The 17,853-nt window shown below is 30.1% G+C and carries 14 protein-coding genes, 1 tRNA gene and 1 pseudogene; 12 read left to right on the top strand and 4 right to left on the bottom strand.

Annotation, left to right across the window (positions count from 1 at the left end; translation table 11 throughout):
• Window positions 1-97 precede the first annotated feature (97 nt).
• The 4 genes from BQ9859_RS10795 to BQ9859_RS12225 form a co-directional block, all read right to left on the bottom strand.
• A complete protein-coding gene (locus BQ9859_RS10795; RefSeq protein ID WP_075878178.1) occupies window positions 98-1,342 on the bottom strand; it encodes a tyrosine-type recombinase/integrase in 1,245 nt (414 codons plus the stop codon).
• Between the two features lie 126 nt (window positions 1,343-1,468).
• Window positions 1,469-1,557 (bottom strand) — tRNA-Ser (locus BQ9859_RS10800).
• A gap of 199 nt (window positions 1,558-1,756) precedes the next feature.
• Window positions 1,757-3,505 (bottom strand): hypothetical protein, encoded by a 1,749-nt coding sequence (locus BQ9859_RS10805; RefSeq protein ID WP_075878179.1) that lies wholly within the window; start codon window positions 3,503-3,505, stop codon window positions 1,757-1,759.
• Window positions 3,506-3,682: 177 nt separating this feature from the next.
• The gene (locus BQ9859_RS12225) at window positions 3,683-5,833 is read right to left on the bottom strand and encodes an NUDIX hydrolase (protein WP_083662873.1); all 2,151 of its coding nucleotides are present in this window, start codon (window positions 5,831-5,833) and stop codon (window positions 3,683-3,685) included.
• A 220-nt stretch (window positions 5,834-6,053) separates the two neighbouring features.
• Between BQ9859_RS12225 and loaP the strand changes: the two genes are divergently transcribed.
• From loaP to BQ9859_RS10870, 12 genes and pseudogenes are all read left to right on the top strand, one after another.
• Complete coding sequence (loaP, locus tag BQ9859_RS10820) at window positions 6,054-6,572, top strand: antiterminator LoaP (protein WP_075878181.1); 519 nt, start codon at window positions 6,054-6,056, stop codon at window positions 6,570-6,572.
• A 41-nt stretch (window positions 6,573-6,613) separates the two neighbouring features.
• Window positions 6,614-7,822 carry a DegT/DnrJ/EryC1/StrS family aminotransferase gene (locus tag BQ9859_RS10825; RefSeq protein ID WP_075878420.1) on the top strand — a complete coding sequence of 403 codons (1,209 nt, stop codon included), beginning with the start codon at window positions 6,614-6,616 and terminating at the stop codon, window positions 7,820-7,822.
• Window positions 7,819-8,505, top strand: coding sequence for a sugar transferase (locus BQ9859_RS10830; RefSeq protein WP_075878182.1), 687 nt, complete (start codon window positions 7,819-7,821; stop codon window positions 8,503-8,505). Before BQ9859_RS10825 ends, BQ9859_RS10830 begins: the two co-directional genes overlap by 4 nt.
• Window positions 8,484-9,335, top strand: coding sequence for a glycosyltransferase (locus BQ9859_RS10835; protein WP_235846436.1), 852 nt, complete (start codon window positions 8,484-8,486; stop codon window positions 9,333-9,335). Before BQ9859_RS10830 ends, BQ9859_RS10835 begins: the two co-directional genes overlap by 22 nt.
• Window position 9,336: 1 nt before the next feature.
• On the top strand, window positions 9,337-10,344 hold the full coding sequence (locus tag BQ9859_RS10840; protein WP_075878183.1) for a glycosyltransferase family 2 protein: 1,008 nt from the start codon (window positions 9,337-9,339) through the stop codon (window positions 10,342-10,344).
• Between the two features lie 2 nt (window positions 10,345-10,346).
• The gene (locus tag BQ9859_RS10845) at window positions 10,347-11,651 is read left to right on the top strand and encodes a nucleotide sugar dehydrogenase (RefSeq protein ID WP_075878184.1); all 1,305 of its coding nucleotides are present in this window, start codon (window positions 10,347-10,349) and stop codon (window positions 11,649-11,651) included.
• Window positions 11,652-11,668: 17 nt separating this feature from the next.
• A complete protein-coding gene (locus tag BQ9859_RS10850; protein ID WP_075878185.1) occupies window positions 11,669-12,643 on the top strand; it encodes an SDR family oxidoreductase in 975 nt (324 codons plus the stop codon).
• A 41-nt stretch (window positions 12,644-12,684) separates the two neighbouring features.
• On the top strand, window positions 12,685-14,166 hold the full coding sequence (locus BQ9859_RS10855; RefSeq protein WP_075878186.1) for an O-antigen polysaccharide polymerase Wzy family protein: 1,482 nt from the start codon (window positions 12,685-12,687) through the stop codon (window positions 14,164-14,166).
• 1 nt (window position 14,167) lies between these two features.
• Window positions 14,168-15,391, top strand: coding sequence for a glycosyltransferase (locus tag BQ9859_RS10860; protein WP_075878187.1), 1,224 nt, complete (start codon window positions 14,168-14,170; stop codon window positions 15,389-15,391).
• A gap of 259 nt (window positions 15,392-15,650) precedes the next feature.
• A pseudogene (locus BQ9859_RS12815) lies at window positions 15,651-15,737 on the top strand (sugar O-acetyltransferase); the annotation flags it as partial.
• Window positions 15,738-15,908, top strand: a complete 171-nt coding sequence (locus tag BQ9859_RS12760) for a hypothetical protein (protein ID WP_235846453.1) — start codon at window positions 15,738-15,740, stop codon at window positions 15,906-15,908.
• A gap of 31 nt (window positions 15,909-15,939) precedes the next feature.
• A complete protein-coding gene (locus BQ9859_RS10870) occupies window positions 15,940-17,460 on the top strand; it encodes a lipopolysaccharide biosynthesis protein (protein ID WP_075878189.1) in 1,521 nt (506 codons plus the stop codon).
• Window positions 17,461-17,853: the final 393 nt, after the last annotated feature.

A 17,853-nucleotide genomic window follows, 5' to 3' on the forward strand; every position in this document is an offset into this window, starting at 1 on the left:
TCATTGATACAGTTATATTATATAACACATTTAACAAAAATATTCAATTTTAAACACACTTATTTAAATAAATGCAATCTAATTATTATGCCTTTACTTATATATCTAATAATTGTTTTTTCTTAACAATAAATTCATCCTCAGTTAGCATGCCAAGATCCAGGAGCTCTTTTAACTGTTTTAGTTCGTCATATGGAGATATTTGAGGCTGTTGATGCAAGGTTTCATTCGACAAATAATCACTTTGTATCTGATCAACAATCCGTTTATCCATCCCCTTAAATTGATGTGCATAGGTTTGATGGAGCATATCAACTGTATGTCCTAAACGCTTAGCGATATCAAAATCCGTAAAATCATACTTTCCCATATTATTGATAAGATACGAAGCATGGCTATGGCGAAAATCATGAATTCTTATATTTTTTAAATTTGATCCCTTTTCATTTGCTAATTTAACGTACTTATCTTTCCAGCGCCTTGGTGTATTGTCTGCAAGAGGCCGATAGAAGCCCCATACAAAGCAATCATCACAGAAGCCATACATTTTACTACATTCATTTTTCCAATCGTGTAACACATCTCTGACAACATCAAACATGGTTATATTACGAACGCTGTTTATAGTTTTGGGAGTCGTAATTTCCCAAGATACTCCTTTAGATTTATATGTTACGCTTTTATAAATATGTACTGTGTTGGTATCGAAATCAATATCTTTCCATTGCAAAGCACATGCCTCTCCTTTACGAACACCCATCCAATACAAAAAAAGGAAAAACGATCTTTGTTCTTGATCATCAACAAGGTCAATAAACATTTGAAATTCATCTGGTTCCCAAAAAACAATATCTTTTTTTATTTCTTCAACTTTTAGATCCTGCTTAACATTATTCATTGGATTCACAGATATATAATCATTTTGCACACAGTGTTCAAATGTTCTTTTTAAAAAATAATAGTATTTTGAAACAGTTTCTTTTGAATACTTTTTTTCAAGAGATTTTATATACTTTTGCAAAATATCCTTATTAATCAAATTTATTCGTTTATTACCAAACACATCACATATTCTTTTCTTTTTCTCTGTATAAGAGATAATAGTCGATTTTTTTACTCCATTTAGGCTGCCGATAAATTCGTCAGCAGCCTCAGCAAATGTTAAAAAATTTTTTGAGATTTGAATATCCTGGTATTGTTTTTTAAACTTACGATCATACTCTTCTGCTTCTTTTTTTCCAGTACAACCACGAGCTAGCCTGTGATATTCATAATACGTGCCATCATCCTTTTTTATTTTACCTCGAATATACCACTTACGTCCTTTCTTTTCTACAGACATCCCCATCACCTCTACCTTTATAAAGACATAAAAGTCATGATTTTTCAATATTTTTTCGTCATATTTTTCGGCATATGCATTTACAAAAATAAAAAAAGCCTATAAATAAAGGCTTTTTGTACTATATGGCGGAGATGGTGGGAGTCGAACCCACGCGCCCTTGCGGACCTATCGCATTTCGAGTGCGACCTCTTCAGCCTCTTGAGTACATCTCCAAATTTTATTTGAACAGAAATATCGTACTACAATGAACAAAGAATAGCAAGCAACTTCAACAAAAGATTATAAAATAGAAAAGTAAAATTTTTTCATATTAAAAAAAATATAAGTGGATCATATAAAAAAAGGTGAATTTTACTGCACCAGCAATGAAATTCACCTTTTTATAGTCTTTAATTACTTACGATTATTTTATCAGTTGCTTTCCTTTTTCAATGCAAATGCAGCTGTACATCCAAGAGCCAGCAATGCAGCAAAAGCAAAGATACCTGCTGGATCATTGACACCCGTATCTACTGTGTTTTCTTCCTTCGAATTTTCCGTCGCAGTATCCGGTTGTTCTCCAGGCTGTACAGTTGATGCTTTTACAATTGTAAACTGTGTTTCTGCACTACCTGTCGTAGATACAATTGCCAATTTATATGTACCTTCTTTTAAAGTACCTAAGAAGGACGGCTGCAATGTCACGATCGTACTGCCTTCTTTTACTGTGTAATATTTGCTTTCTACTTCTTTGTCATTTACCAATACTTTTACAAAGTCATTATATTCAGCATTGGAAGTAAAGCTCAGTCCATCTTTGCTTCCCTGTTGCCATACTCCGTCTTTACCTTTTATTATTTCTGGAACAAATACTACGTAATTTGGATCTTTTTCGCCGCAAATCGTACATACGCCATTTTCATAATTATGACCTAATTTTGCAATGACTTGTCCTTTTTCAAGGATCTTGCCGCATTGTGTACAAATCTTATCTCCTGTATAACCTTCCGTTGTACAAGTTGCTTCTTTTGCATTTGCAATTTCGGTCACATCATGATTATCGACGATGAAATGTTGGTCTTTGTCCATCGTAGTAAATCCATCTTTTTCAACAGTGGAAACCACAGCTTTTTCCTTATTGATCAGTTCTTCAGTTCCAGCACTATCTGTATAATAGCCTGCTTGCTGTACCATCACTTCAGCTGCTGTTCCAGACATTTCTAATGTTGTAATTCCTTGAGAAGCGGCTGCATCGTATCTTCCATCACCTAATAAGATATCACCGTTGCCGCAATTCGTTTTACCCTCACTATAAATGAAAGAGACATCTCTCACTGTTAAATTCGTTTCTGCCGTATCTTTTGCAACGATTCTGATTGGTGCGGCATACGTCTTTGTGCTAGCTGCCTGCGGAGAATCTGAAAGAGCACAGTCAGTAAACGTACAGTTTTGAAGCAGGATATTTTGTACGCCGGATGACTTATGATTAATGTTCATACCTACTGAAATATGATTGAAATGTGTATCAATTAATGAGATTTCTCCAGGTGCATTTGTATAAAATGCAGTATTTGGATTGCTGCCTTTTGTCGCATCAAAGCTGCAGCCAACTAGTGAAATATTCAAAATACCTTTTTGATTAACCGTATTCGTAAAATAGATGCGGTTCATATTTTGGCAGTTTTCAAAATTCAAATGAACTGTATAATCTGTATTTCTTTGTCCCCATGCTGCAATGCCGTCTAAATCCTTTACAGTAACTGTAATTTCTTTATCTAAAAAAGTCCCATTTTGATCTTGTTTCCCTGTTGAACGATCATATGCATACGTATCGATTTCTATATCATATTCCCCGCCGGAAACATAAGCACCGTTACCATAAATGATCAGATCATCTGCAACATGTCCATGGGTCATGCTGCCAACATCTGCTCCTGGCTTGCAATACAATACGGCAACTTCTGATGGCGTGCTCATATATACTGCCGTCAATGCATTAGCCAGAGTGTCATAATAATTTCCATCATAATAAACCGTCTTTCCTTCACCAAAGCTTTTACTATTTACCCCCTCTGGTAAAGTAACAATTTCTGCTGTCTCTTGTCCTTTTGTTACGATTGGTGTCATTACCATGATCATCATAAAGCTCAACAGCAATGCTAAAAAAGATCTCTTCTTCATAATAACCTCCTTCTCTAGTTGCTTTCAGACATGTCTGCCTTTCTAACTTAAATATAGCATTATTTACACCCTGTCACAAGATAAGAAACCAAATCAATAAAGTTCATATTTTCCTCATATGCAAGAGATTTATCCTGCTTAACGAGGAAGATAGAACTTTTCATCTGCATCAATCGTTTAATTTTCTTTCACATATTGCTGTAAGGTGAATGCAGCCAATGTAAAGCTGTCTTCAATTTCTTTGCTTGCGATTGCTTTCAATAATTGTTCTTTGGTATAGAGCAGTATTTCTTCAATGCCTTCTTTCATTTCGCCATGATCAAACGTATCAATCTCTGCCTGATACACAGATACTTTTGTTCCTAAGATTCCACTATCTCCTGTGATCTCTCCTAAATATGCGGGTATGCCTATTACCTTTCCGCCAATTTCTTCCATTATCTCTTTCTTGACATTTTCTATGGCTGTTATATCCATTTCCCCAAATCCACGGATAAATCCCATCTGATAATCACGGATAGCATGCCTAAATTGTCTTAATAATAAATAGCTGCCTTGATAGATGGCAACGACAACAACAGCTCCTGATGGAACCGTTGGTATAAATCGCTCATAAGTGAAATATTGATTTACGCCTTGATGAATTAAATCGACGATATGTAAATAATACGGGCTTTCATGTATGACTCCCACCTGTGTATGATGAGCAAGTTCATATTGCAACAAGATATCATATTCTTTTTTCGGGTCAACAAGAGGCAGCAAATGATTATCCGCAAACATCTCTTTTCGCTTTTCCCACAATTGTTGATACTTTATTAGATTGCTTTGTTTCGCATCTGTTTGCTCTTTTCTTTTATGCTTTTTCTCAAAACGAAAATGATGAATCTCATTCCAATTCACATACGATGCAACCTGTATTTTTGATAATTGCCAAAAATCTTTCCATGCTTTTTTGCATTCTTTGCCAATCTCCCATAAATTAGAAACTGTTGCAATCTGTTCCATGATCACTGTCATTAAATTTGCCGCAACAAAGACAAAGATTACTTTCAATATATCATTGGAAAAGAGCTGTGAAATAAATTGACTGGAAAAATCAGATGCCGAATCCTCTATCCATGTATAGATAATAATTGGAATTAAAGACAATAATGATGCTGTTAGAATCTTCCCCAGTTTACGATAGTTTTGTTTCTTTTGATAATCTCTTCGCTTTACATAATCATTCTCATACAATTCGATATCATTCTCCTGCTTTTGTTGCTTTTCTTCTTTCTGAATCATTCGTAAAGCTAAATCCCAATCCGGGCATAATTTTTCTGCGTCAAACCATTGAAATTGATTGCTTTCTTCATATAGATATTCTTGATCATAATCAATATCTTGTTTCCATTCATATTGCAGTCGAGCAAAGAAATCATTTTGAAAAGAAGTGTGATCTGACTCAAAAAGTGAGCAGATCTCATAATGTTTGGATACATTATAAATACTATATTCGACAGTATAGTTATAGCAGAGATGAATGATGCATTCAGCAAATGCAAATAATTGTTTTGAATATTCTCTTTTTTTATTTAACAGGCATAAGAGCCATTCTGAACGACTATTGTTATTTTTATGATGATGGGATAACTGTTGTCCTATTTCTTTCAATATGGACTTTGTTTCTGTAAACAAAGCATTCTCAGATTCAAAAGAAAGAATCTGTTCCATAAATGTTGCAAATGGTACCTGTGGATACTCTGTCGTATATTCCGTAATCGGCAAAGCATATGCATCATACATACTGATCTTCAGGATAACTTCAATAAAGCGTTTAAGATAAGACAATGTTTCTAGAGCTTCTTCTTTTCCTAAGATCGAAGATATGAAATGACCATCGATGTACTCATCAAATACGGGGAGTGCATGGTCATTTTTATTTTGTTTTTCTATCAGATCACTAAATTTTGATAAATCTGCATATTTTAATGCCTCTAATACCTCTTTTTGCAAATAGTATTGATTGCTTTTCATTGGCAATGAAGAATATATAAAATTTCGTTTTTCTTCTATTGATTTCTGAATGTAATAAGAAGGTGTACGGCAATCCCCAAAACGTGCATATTTTAAATGTCCTTTTTGAAACAGCTGCAATAATGTGTTCATTTGTTGTTTCGTACGCAGCATAGACAGGATTGCTCTAGAATCTGTCAATTGGTTGAGTGACAATACAACACAATTCCCATTACAGACAATTTCATCAAACAATGCCTGTTGTCCTTTGATTACTTGTTGATCACTTTTTCTTACAGAATCTAATTCATATAAATATACATAACGCATGCCATCATCCCCTTGTTCCCTTTCATTTTATCATTTCTTTTTCTACTTTTGATCTGTTTCTTCTTTTTCATGGATAATTCCGGATTATCCATGAAAAAGAATATCAAAGAAGCAATCGTCGCAGTGTCGCGTTGTTTCGATGATAGGATCATCACACAACTGTCTACCATGTATGAAACATGATGGATGGGCGAAGCATATTCTTATGGAGGTGCAGCGTATGGAACAGTGGTACGTCATACAAGTACGTACAGGGAAAGAACAATGGGTCATCAAAGCGTGCGATCTTTTGATCGATGAACCATGCCTGAGCAAAAGCTTCATCCCCTTCAGCAAACGGCTTCGCAAATACAGAGGAGAATGGGTCGAGAGAACCGAGATCTTATTTCCAGGCTATGTATTCATGATCAGTGATGATCCGACACGACTGTATCAGGCATTAAAGAAGATACCTGATCTGACAAAGATGCTTGGAAAGAACAAACAAGAGATCTATCCCCTGCCAGAAGATGAAGTAACTTTTCTAAAATCGTTTGGTGAAGAAGAACAGATCGTTGACATGTCAACGGGCTATATCGAGGGAGATAAAATCATCGTGGAATGCGGACCTTTGAAAGGAAAAGAAGGATTGATCAAACGGATCGACCGGCATAAACGAATTGCAGAGATCGAGATCGAATTCTTAGGAGAACAAAGGAAAGCAAAAGTCGGCTTAGAGATCGTAAGGAAGAACATATAGCAATGTATGTTCTTTTTCTATGGGATGAGGGAGGATTCAAAATGACAAAAATGAATATACCATTTTCTCCACCAGATTTAACAGACAAAGAAATTCAATCTGTTGGTGAAGCCTTAAAATCAGGGTGGATTACGACTGGACCAAAAACAAAAGAATTTGAAAGAAGAATATCTGCATATATTGGTACAGATAAAACAGTATGTTTAAATAGTGCTACAGCATGTATGGAATTAACGTTACGCATTCTTGGAGTGGGTCCTGGAGATGAAGTTATTGTTCCTGCATATACCTATACTTCATCATGTTCAGTCATTTGTCATGTAGGGGCAACTCCAATCATAATCGATTCCCAATCAAATTGTGTGGAAATGGATTATGATCAAATGGAGGCAGCAATTACAGATAAAACGAAGGTCATTATTCCTGTAGATATTGCAGGTGTTATCTGTGATTATGAGCGTATCTATCAAGCAGTTGAAAAAAAGAAAGACTTATTTAAAGCAAATAATGCCATACAAAAAGCATATAACCGCATAATTGTATTAGCAGATGCTGCTCATGCTTTTGGTGCTATGAAAAATGGAAAACGTTGCGGTCAATTTGCTGATTTTACTTCCTTTAGCTTTCATGCAGTAAAAAATTTAACTACTGCAGAAGGTGGAGCCATTACATGGAGAAATCATGAAGGAATTGATAATGAATATATTTATAAACAATTTCAATTATTATCTTTGCATGGCCAGACAAAAGATGCATTGCATAAAAATCAATTAGGAGCTTGGGAATATGATATTGTTTCTCCAGCTTATAAATGCAATATGACTGATATTATGGCAGCTATTGGTTTGGTGCAATTAGATCGTTATGAAGAAATGTTAAATTGGAGACATGAAATTATTAAAATGTATAATGAGGCTTTTTCATCTCTTCCAGTTACTTTATTGAATCATTGCGATGAAAATCACAGATCTAGCGGACATTTATATTTGGTAAGAATACAAGGTGCAACAGAAGAAAAAAGAAATGAAATTATTATTAAGATGGCAGAAAGAGGTATTGCTTGTAACGTACATTATAAGCCACTGCCAATGATGACTGCCTATAAAGATATGGGGTTCAATATCAAAGACTATCCAAATGCACATCAATTATATGTAAACGAAATCACTTTGCCCTTATATAGTAAATTAAAAAAATCAGAAATTGACTATATAATTAGTAATTTTTGTGAGGTAGTTGAGAGGTTATGAGATTAATTCCATTTGAAGAATTACCAGCAGAAATTAAAAATGATTCTGTTAAAAAGTATTATGATTCTCTTAAGAAAAAACAACTTCAACTTTCCTTTAAAAGAATATTTGATATTAGTGCTTCTATTATTTTATGTGTTATTTTATCACCTATTATAGTTATTCTTGCTATTTGGATTAAATTAGATTCAAAGGGTCCCATTTTTTATCGTCAGGAACGTATTACACAATATGGAAAAAAATTTAAAATATTCAAATTTAGGACAATGGTCATTGATGCTGATAAAAATGGTTCATTAGTAACTACACAAAATGATACAAGAATAACTAAAGTTGGAAATAAAATACGAAAATGTCGTTTAGATGAAATTCCTCAGTTATTTAATGTCTTAAAAGGTGAGATGAGCTTTGTAGGAACAAGACCAGAGGTAAAGAGATACGTAGAAAAATATACAGATGAAATGAAAGCAACTTTATTATTACCTGCTGGCATAACTTCTTTAGCAAGCATCAAATTTAAAAATGAAGATGAAATAATTTCAAACTATTTAAAGGACAAGTACAATATAGACGAAATTTATATAAAAAAAATATTGCCTGAAAAGATGAAATGGAACATAGAATACCTTTCATCTTTTAATTTTGGAAAGGATTTTTGGATATGTCTGAGAACTGTAATCTAATGCACAGTACAAAAATAAGTGTTTTAATGTCTATATATAATAAAGAAACTGCAAGCAATCTAGAACAATGTTTTGAAAGTTTACTTAATCAAACAATACCTGCCAATGAATGGGTAATTGTTAAAGATGGTCCACTAACTTCAGAACTAGAATTTGTTTTGCATAAATATGAGAAATTATATCCTACTCTAATAAAATATGTAATATTTGAAAAAAATAAAGGTTTAGGCATTGCTTTAAGAGAAGGAGTAATCGCATGTAGTAATGAAATTATAGCTAGAATGGATACAGATGATATTTGTCGTCAAGATAGATTTGAATTAGAACTAAAAGAATTTATAAATGATCCTAGTTTAGATATTGTAGGAAGCCACATAAAAGAGTTTGATCAGAATATTAACAATATTATTTCAGTACGTAAAGTTCCTTTGGAAAATAATGAAATAATCAAATATCAAAAAAGGAGAAGCGCTTATAATCACATGACAGTGATGTTTAAACGAAGGTCAATTTTAAAAGCTGGAAATTATGAACATGCTCCACTTATGGAAGATGATATGTTATGGACTAGATTGATTCTTGCAGGTTGTAAAGGAAAAAATATTGACGACTATTTGGTGTTTGCAAGAACAGGTAAAGCTATGATATCTAGAAGAGGAAGTTTTTCATATTTTCTAAAATATAAGAAGAGTAGAAGAAAAGTTTATAAATTAGGACTAGCAAGTTACTCCGATTATCTTTATACTGTTTTAATTCAATTTTTTATCTCTTTAATGCCATTAAAATTAAGACAAGTTGTATTTATCAAAATATTACGGAGGAATAAATAAAATGAATAAAACTAGTCCATTAATTTCAATTATTGTTCCTATATATAACGTTGAACAATTTTTAACTAGATGTTTAAAATCCATATGCAATCAAAGTTACCAAAATATAGAAATAATCTTAGTAAATGATGGTTCTACTGACAATAGTGAAAACATTGCTTTAGAATTTCAAAATAAAGACGATCGAATTAAATATTATTATAAAGAAAATGGAGGTTTGAGTTCAGCAAGAAATTTTGGTATTAAAGTATCACATGGTGAATTTATTGGTTTTGTTGATAGTGACGATTGGATTTCGAAAGATATGTTTTATTATCTTTTAAATCTTATTTTTTCATATAATGCTGATATTTCATGCATTAATTATTTAGTCACTAATAAAGAAACTGATTTAATTAATAAGAATATAAAGATTTATGAATATAATAATGAAGTTGATATATATAAACATATTATATCTAAAGAGGACTATTCCTTTTGTACAAAATTATTTAAGAGACAGCTTATTAGTCATAATATGTTTAAAGAAGGTAAATGTAATGAAGATATTTTAGCATGGTGTAAGTTAATTAAACCGAATATGAAAATAGTTTATAGTACAAAAATACAATACTTTTATTTTAATAATACAAATCATGTTTCAATTTCAAATCCAATTTATGGTGTACGAAAACGTGACTTTGACTTATTATATGCAACGAATTGTTTGTATAAAAAAACCATTAGGTATCATAATTCTAGTTTGACATACTTATCAGAATTAAAAAATGCAAGAAGCTATTTTTCATTATTAGCTAAAATTGCATTTTATGGATATTTGGATGTAGAACTGAAAAATAATGAAAAAAAAATTGAATCAGAGTTATTGTATAATTTAAAAAATAATTTAATCGTTTTAATGAAAAGTAATATAGGTATCAAAAGAAAGATTCCTTGTTTAATGTTTTGTTGTAATTATACTATTTCAAAAAAAATATTTAGATTAATTAAAAAAATATATAGGAGGTAAAAATGATTTATAATCAATTGATAAATAAGAAAACAAAATTAAGCTTAGTAGGCTTAGGGTATGTTGGAATGCCAATTGCTGTAGCATTTTCCAAAAAAATTAAAGTAGTTGGTTATGATTTAAACCAACATAAGATTGAAATGTATAAAAACGGCATAGATTCGACCAATGAAGTAGGAAATGATGCCATTAAGAGTTGTACTGTAGAATTTACTTCAGATGAAACAAAATTAAAAGAATGTTTATTTCACATTGTTGCGGTGCCTACACCTGTTCGTGATGATCATACACCTGACCTTACGCCAGTAGAAAGTGCAAGTAGAACAGTTGGTAGAAACTTGCAAAAAGGGTCTATTGTTGTATATGAAAGCACAGTTTATCCGGGTGTAACTGAAGATATATGTATCCCTATTCTCGAAAAAGAATCTGGATTGAAATGTGGTATTGATTTTAAAGTTGGTTATTCTCCTGAACGAATTAATCCTGGAGATAAAGTTCATCGACTAGAGACAATAACGAAAATTGTATCAGGGATGGACAAAGAGACATTAGATCAAGTCGCAAAAGTATACGAACTTGTTGTAGCTGCTGGCGTATATAGGGCGGAATCAATCAAGGTTGCGGAAGCGGCAAAAGTAATCGAAAATTCGCAACGTGATATTAATATCGCATTCATGAATGAACTTTCGATTATTTTCAATAAAATGGGAATTGATACGCAGTCTGTATTAAAAGCAGCAGGAACGAAATGGAATTTTTTAAAATTCACACCTGGTCTTGTAGGTGGTCATTGTATTGGTGTAGATCCATACTACTTAACATATAAGGCAGAACAAGAAGGATATCATTCACAAATCATATTATCAGGACGTAGAATTAATGACGATATGGGAAAATATGTTGCAGAGAATGTAGTTAAAAATATGATTCGTAATGATAAAAATGTTAAAAATGCAAGAGTTGGTATTTTAGGATTCACTTTTAAAGAAAATTGCCCAGATACGCGTAATACGAAGATTATTGATATTGTTAAAGAACTAAATGAATATGGTATTTATCCAATTATAGTTGACCCTGTTGCGGATGCAGAAGAGGCTAAACATCTTTATGGCTTAGAATTTGAAGAGATGTCCGATTTAGTAAATTTAGATGCATTGGTGATTGCAACTAGTCATGATGAATTTAAAGATTTAACTATTGATCAATTTAATGCGATGTTTGTTGATAAGAAGATTGTTATTGATGTTAAAGGGATTCTTAATAGAAAAGAATATATTGAAGCAGGTTATGATTACTGGAGATTATAAAAAAGGAGAGAGTGGTTATGGGATACAAAAATATATCTTTTCCAGAAAATAGTATTTTTTTAGTAACTGGCGGAGCAGGTTTCATTGGATCTAATCTCTGCGAAGCAATTTTAAATCTTGGGTATAAAGTAAGATGTTTAGATAATCTATCTACAGGAAAGCAAGAAAATGTAGACTTGTTCATAAATCATCCAAATTATACATTTATTAAAGGAGACATTACTGATTTAGATACTTGCCTTTCTGTATGTGAAGGTGTTGATTATGTGTTAAATCAAGCAGCATGGGGATCAGTTCCAAGAAGTATTGAAATGCCCTTATACTATGAAAAAGTGAATATAGGCGGAACCCTCAATATGATGGAAGCCGCTAGACAAAAAGGTGTCAAAAAATTTGTATATGCTTCTAGTTCTTCTGTGTATGGAGATCATCCTGTATTACCAAAAGTAGAAGGACAAGAAGGAAACTTATTGTCACCCTATGCTTTAACAAAACGTGTAGATGAAGAATATGGAAAACTTTATAAGAAATTATATAACTTGGATACATATGGAATGCGCTACTTTAATGTCTTTGGTAGAAGACAAGATCCTAATGGAGCTTATGCGGCAGTAATCCCAAAGTTTATTAAACAGTTATTAAATGATGAAGCACCTACAATTAACGGAGATGGTAAGCAGTCAAGAGATTTTACGTATATAGATAATGTAATAGAAGCAAACTTGAAGGCTTGTTTAGCACCTAGTGAGTATGCTGGTGAAGCATTTAATATAGCTTATGGTGGAAGAGAATATCTTATTGATATCTATCATCATCTTTGTAAAGCATTAGATAAAAATGTTGAACCAATATTTGGACCAGATCGTGCAGGAGATATTAAACATTCAAATGCTTGCATAGATAAAGCAAAGAAAATGTTAAACTACAATCCAACATATAGTTTTGAAGAAGGAATAGCTTTGGCTATTGATTGGTATAAAGAGAATCTATAATAAAAGAAAGGAGAGCCTTATTTATTGTGTAGTATGTTATTATGATTAGATTAAAAAAGATTAATAAATATATTTTAATAAATATTGTTCACTGTGTATTACTGTTAGTGGGATCAATACTATTTTTTTTCTTTATGAGTAAGGATGATTTAAATTATTCCGTATTAAGTATTTTACTCATATTTATTTCTCAAGTTATTTTTTGTTTGATAAAATATGAACAAAGAATAGCATATTTGCTATTTCTTGCATCTTTTTTTATTTTTCTTTTAGGTAGAATGTGCGTTGAGTATTTTTACTATGGTTCAATTGGTTTTTATTTTACACTTAGTATTTCAAAACATATGCTTTTATCAATTTTTATATCACTAATATTTTTAGAAGTAGGATATTGTTGCATTTTAATAGTTAAAAATAAATATAAGCATTTGAATATTAGTTTTAATGATCATAAAAGAGAAACAGAAAAATATTCTTTCTTGATGAGAATTTCATTTATCCTATTTTCTATAACTTTCATATGTGTTATATTAATGAATTTTGAACAAGTTATATACGTTAATAAATATGATTATATTGCACTTTTCAAAGATTTTCATAGCCAATTACCTCGTTTACTACAGGTAGTTGGTAATATGTACATTGTTTCTTTTTTGATTTTTTTAGGGACTTGTCCAAAAAGAAGATATTGTATTATTTCGTTTATAATGTTTTTCATAATATCGTTAACAGACTTACTTATTGGAGATAGAGGAACTTTTATCATAAATTTAGCAATAATAATTGTGTATATTTTTTGGAGAGAGTGTGTTGATAATAAAATATGGATTAATAGAAAAATAATTCTCTTAACAATTGTCATCTTACCTCTATTTTTAGCATTTTTAAATTACTTTGTTAGCATTAGAGAAGATGTGAATATGGGAGAAAATAAAATATCAGCACAACTACGAAACTTTTTTATTTCTACAGGTTCATCAGTGGATATATTAGGTTATGGCGAAGTGTATAAAGATGATTTGCCACAATCATTTTATTCTTTTGGAGAATTAATTGATTACCCTAAATATAATCCAATTTCGGAATATCTATTTAATATAGCTGAGCCAATGCCGCATACAAAAGAATATGTTTATACAATGCATTCTTACGCGCATGCAATATCATATTTTATTGATTCTAATCTGTATTTAGAAGGACATGGAAAAGGTTCATCTTATATCGCAGAGGTATATAATGATTTTGGATATATTGGAATAATTGTTTGTAATCTTCTTTATGGTTCTTTATTAGCATCAGTTAACTTAGTAAAAAAAGGAAAACCATTTCTTCTAGCATGTCTTTTAATTTCCATTCGAATAATGTTTTATGTTCCAAGAGGAGCAATGATTCAACCAATTAGTTATGTTTTAAATATTACTACATTAAGTGCATTATTCTTTTTTTTCATTGCCATGAAAAATGAAATTAGATTAAAGACTGCTTTCCAAACTTTTTTAAATAAGGTACGAAAGGTAATTTAACATGAAAAAATTATTAATTGTTATAGACAGCTTGGGGTGTGGTGGAGCTGAAAAAGCTTTGATTTCATTGTTAAAACATATTGATTATAATACTTATCAAATTGATTTATTATATTTTTCTAAAAATGATGCATATTACAAAACAAAGGTTCCCAAGTGGGTTAACATATTAGACATAGACATAAATACAGAAATTGCACTTTCACCATTAAAAACTACTTTAAAGTATATTTATATAATAAAAAAATGGCCATTGATTTTTATTAGAGTAAAAAATTTTATAGAAAAAAAAATGAAAAAAGAAAGTTATTATTACTGCCAAATGAAGAATTGGAAAATATTGAATAAATATATACCAAAGCAACAAAATCAATATGATTCGGTAATAGCATTTTTAGAAAGTACTCCAACATATTATATTGTAGATAAAGTAATTGCAAAAAAATATATATCCTTTTTAAGAACAGATTATAAATTAATGGAATCTGATTCTGGATTTGACTACAACTATTATAAAAAAATAGATTATATTTGTGTTCTATCAGAAGAAATGAAAGACAATTTTAATCAATCATTTGTTAATTTTAAGAATAAGGTTGTAATTTTACCAAATATAATTGATGTTAATGAAATATTATTAAAAAGTAATATTGAAATTGATTTTGATATAGATTTTTCTGGTATAAAAATAATATCTGTTGGTACACTTCGAAAAGTTAAAGGATATGATATTGCTATTGAAGCATGTAAATTGTTAGTAGACATGGGTTACGAATTTAAATGGTATATATTAGGTGAAGGTGAAGAACGAAGAAATTTATTAAAAGAAATAAAAAAATATGGGATAGAAAATAATTTCATATTATGTGGAAGAAAAGAAAATCCATATGCATACATTAGAAAAGCGGATATATTTGTACAATGTTCTTATAGAGAAGGATTTTCTAATTCTGTATTTGAAGCAAAATGTTTAAAAAAGCCTATAGTAATCACAAGCTCTCCTGGAATGAAGAATCAAATTAGGCATTGTATTAATGGGTTTATAGCAGAATGCGGAAATTATAAAGAGGTTGCATATTATATTTCCAAACTTATTGACTCAGAAGAAATTCGAGAAAAATTCATAAAATCATTATGTAATTTTTCTGAATCACAAGACCAAAGAAATCATAAAACACTTAAAAAATTCTATGATTTAATTAAATATGAAAAATTAGAGGATTAAATAATGAGACATATTATAAGAAAAATTATGTTGTTCTAATAAAACTTACATAAAAATTCTTAGGGATGAGGGAATCAAAATAGGAGAAAATTGTGAAATATACAAAGGAGTTGATTTTGGTAGTGAACCTTACCTTATTGAATTAGGAAATCATGTACGAATAACCAATAACTGTAAGTTTATAACACATGATGGAGGGGTTTGGGTATTAAGGAAAATATATAAAAATGAACATATCGATTTATTTGGAAAAATTACAATAGGAGATAATGTACATATTGGCATAAACTCAGTTATTATGCCAAATGTTCATATAGGTAGTAATGTAATCATTGGCTGTGGAGCTGTGATAACTAAAGATATTCCCGATGGAGAAATATGGGGAGGGGTTCCTGCTAGATTTATAAAAAAAATAGACGAGTATTACTTACAACACAAAAAAGAGTTTGATTACACTAAGGGATATTCATATACAGAAAAAAAGGAATATTTATTAACTAAGAAGAAATGGGAATAATATACTTTAATCTTAGGTAAGGAGGAAAGTTTTGAAAAAAAAATTATACGCAAATAATATATTTTCATTAGCATATCAAATATTATCTATTATTGTTGGGTTAATATTACCTCGAATGATTTTAAAAACGTATGGGTCTGAAGCAAACGGCCTAATATCTTCAATTACACAAATGCTTGGTTTTATTTCGATTCTTGATTTAGGAGTTGGTGCTGTTGTTCAAGCTGCTTTATATAAACCTTTAAGTCTTAAAAACGATCTTCAAATTTCTTTAATATATAGCAGTGCTAAAAAGTATTTTCAAATAATAGCTAAAGCATTAATGATATATATTTTTTTATTATGTATATATTATTGTATGAATGAATCAAATAAGTTCTCTTCACTTTATACGATTACATTAATTTTATCAATTTCTATTAGCTCATTTGCTCAATATTATTTTGGAATTTGTAATACACTTCTTTTAAATGCAGATCAGAAAATTTATATTAATGTAATATTTAATCTTATAACATTAATAATAAATGCATTATTTTCAATTTTATTAATGTATTTAAATTTATCAATTCAGATTGTTAAATTAGTATCATCCATGATTTTTTTAATGAGACCATTTTTTTTATCTATCTATGTGAAAAAAAAGTATTCTATTCATATTATAAAAAATCCTCCTGCAAATGTTATAAAGCAAAAGTGGAATGGTTTAGCTCAGCATATTTCTACAGTATTAACATCTCAGATTGATTATGCGGTTCTAACAGTTTTTTCTACTTATAAATCAATTTCCATCTATAATATATATATTCTTCCCTTAATGGGAATTAGAACATTAGTAGATTCAGTTAGTTCTAGTTATAAAAGTTTTTTTGGTAAATTAATCGCAGAGAATAATCTAAAACAGTTAGAGAAAGAATTCACTAATTACGAAATTATGATGCATTTATTTGTAGTAATTGTATTTTGTTGTACTGCTAAAGTTATTATTCCTTTTGTTCTTATTTATACTAATGGTGTAAATGATACTAATTATGATCAGCCTTTTTTTTCTTTAATTATTACACTATCTTATGCTTTATATACACTAAGGATTCCTTATACTACAATAATTTTCTCTGCAGGTCATTTCAAACAAACTCAGATTTATTCAATAATTGAATGTATACTAAATGTAGTATTATCTATTCTATTTGTAAAATATTTTGATATATCAGGTGCAGCCTTAGGTACTTGCATAGCAGTCTTATATCGTTTATTAGTTTCATCTTATTATCTAAAAAATAATATACTCAAAAGATCATTTATCGCCTTTTTAAAATTACTTTTCAAAGATACTTTATCAATTATTCTTATTATATTATTAACTGCCAAAATGCAGATTACTGAAATAACAATATTTAACTGGGTTATTTTTTCATTAAAGATTTTTTCTTTATGTAGTGTGGTAACAGTACTAGTATTCTTAAATTTTAATGTCTTGAGATTAAAAAAAATATTAATTGCTCAGTTTAATAAAATATTAAATAATGTTAGATATAGAGTAAAAAAATAGCTTATCTTATACATGATTTTTGAATTAGATATAATAAATAATACAAGTAACAACTTCAGTTAGCATCATAAATTTTGTAAACTTTTAAAATATGAAATTCAGTGAATCCTAATTCACCATTAATTCAATTTTTCTACTACGAATAATTTTCTTCTTTTGGGCTAAAATTCTAGTAAATATTCGTTTGATCTTTCATCTATTTCCTTTTGCCAATAATATGAATTATAGAAATATATCTTGAGATTTTATGCTTTGTCATTCCCTTAATAGTTTTTCTCAAGCGAAAAAATATTATCTTTATCATTTTGTTGGGACAATTTTTTAACACATCAATATGTGTAAGAGTAACTTCTAGCGATGTTCTATTTAACATTTTGATTTCTATATATTCTC

It is taken from the genome of Merdibacter massiliensis (assembly GCF_900155395.1).
GTDB lineage: Bacteria > Bacillota_I > Bacilli_A > Erysipelotrichales > Erysipelotrichaceae > Merdibacter > Merdibacter massiliensis.

Excerpts from the sequence above, each read along its gene's own strand:
- BQ9859_RS10795 (WP_075878178.1), bottom strand. The coding sequence starts at position 1,342 with ATGTCTGTAGAAAAGAAAGGACGTAAGTGGTATATTCGAGGTAAAATA.
- BQ9859_RS10805 (WP_075878179.1), bottom strand. The coding sequence starts at position 3,505 with ATGAAGAAGAGATCTTTTTTAGCATTGCTGTTGAGCTTTATGATGATC.
- BQ9859_RS12225 (WP_083662873.1), bottom strand. The coding sequence starts at position 5,833 with ATGCGTTATGTATATTTATATGAATTAGATTCTGTAAGAAAAAGTGAT.
- loaP (WP_075878181.1), top strand. The coding sequence starts at position 6,054 with ATGGAACAGTGGTACGTCATACAAGTACGTACAGGGAAAGAACAATGG.
- BQ9859_RS10825 (WP_075878420.1), top strand. The coding sequence starts at position 6,614 with ATGACAAAAATGAATATACCATTTTCTCCACCAGATTTAACAGACAAA.
- BQ9859_RS10830 (WP_075878182.1), top strand. The coding sequence starts at position 7,819 with ATGAGATTAATTCCATTTGAAGAATTACCAGCAGAAATTAAAAATGAT.
- BQ9859_RS10835 (WP_235846436.1), top strand. The coding sequence starts at position 8,484 with ATGTCTGAGAACTGTAATCTAATGCACAGTACAAAAATAAGTGTTTTA.
- BQ9859_RS10840 (WP_075878183.1), top strand. The coding sequence starts at position 9,337 with ATGAATAAAACTAGTCCATTAATTTCAATTATTGTTCCTATATATAAC.
- BQ9859_RS10845 (WP_075878184.1), top strand. The coding sequence starts at position 10,347 with ATGATTTATAATCAATTGATAAATAAGAAAACAAAATTAAGCTTAGTA.
- BQ9859_RS10850 (WP_075878185.1), top strand. The coding sequence starts at position 11,669 with ATGGGATACAAAAATATATCTTTTCCAGAAAATAGTATTTTTTTAGTA.
- BQ9859_RS10855 (WP_075878186.1), top strand. The coding sequence starts at position 12,685 with ATGATTAGATTAAAAAAGATTAATAAATATATTTTAATAAATATTGTT.
- BQ9859_RS10860 (WP_075878187.1), top strand. The coding sequence starts at position 14,168 with ATGAAAAAATTATTAATTGTTATAGACAGCTTGGGGTGTGGTGGAGCT.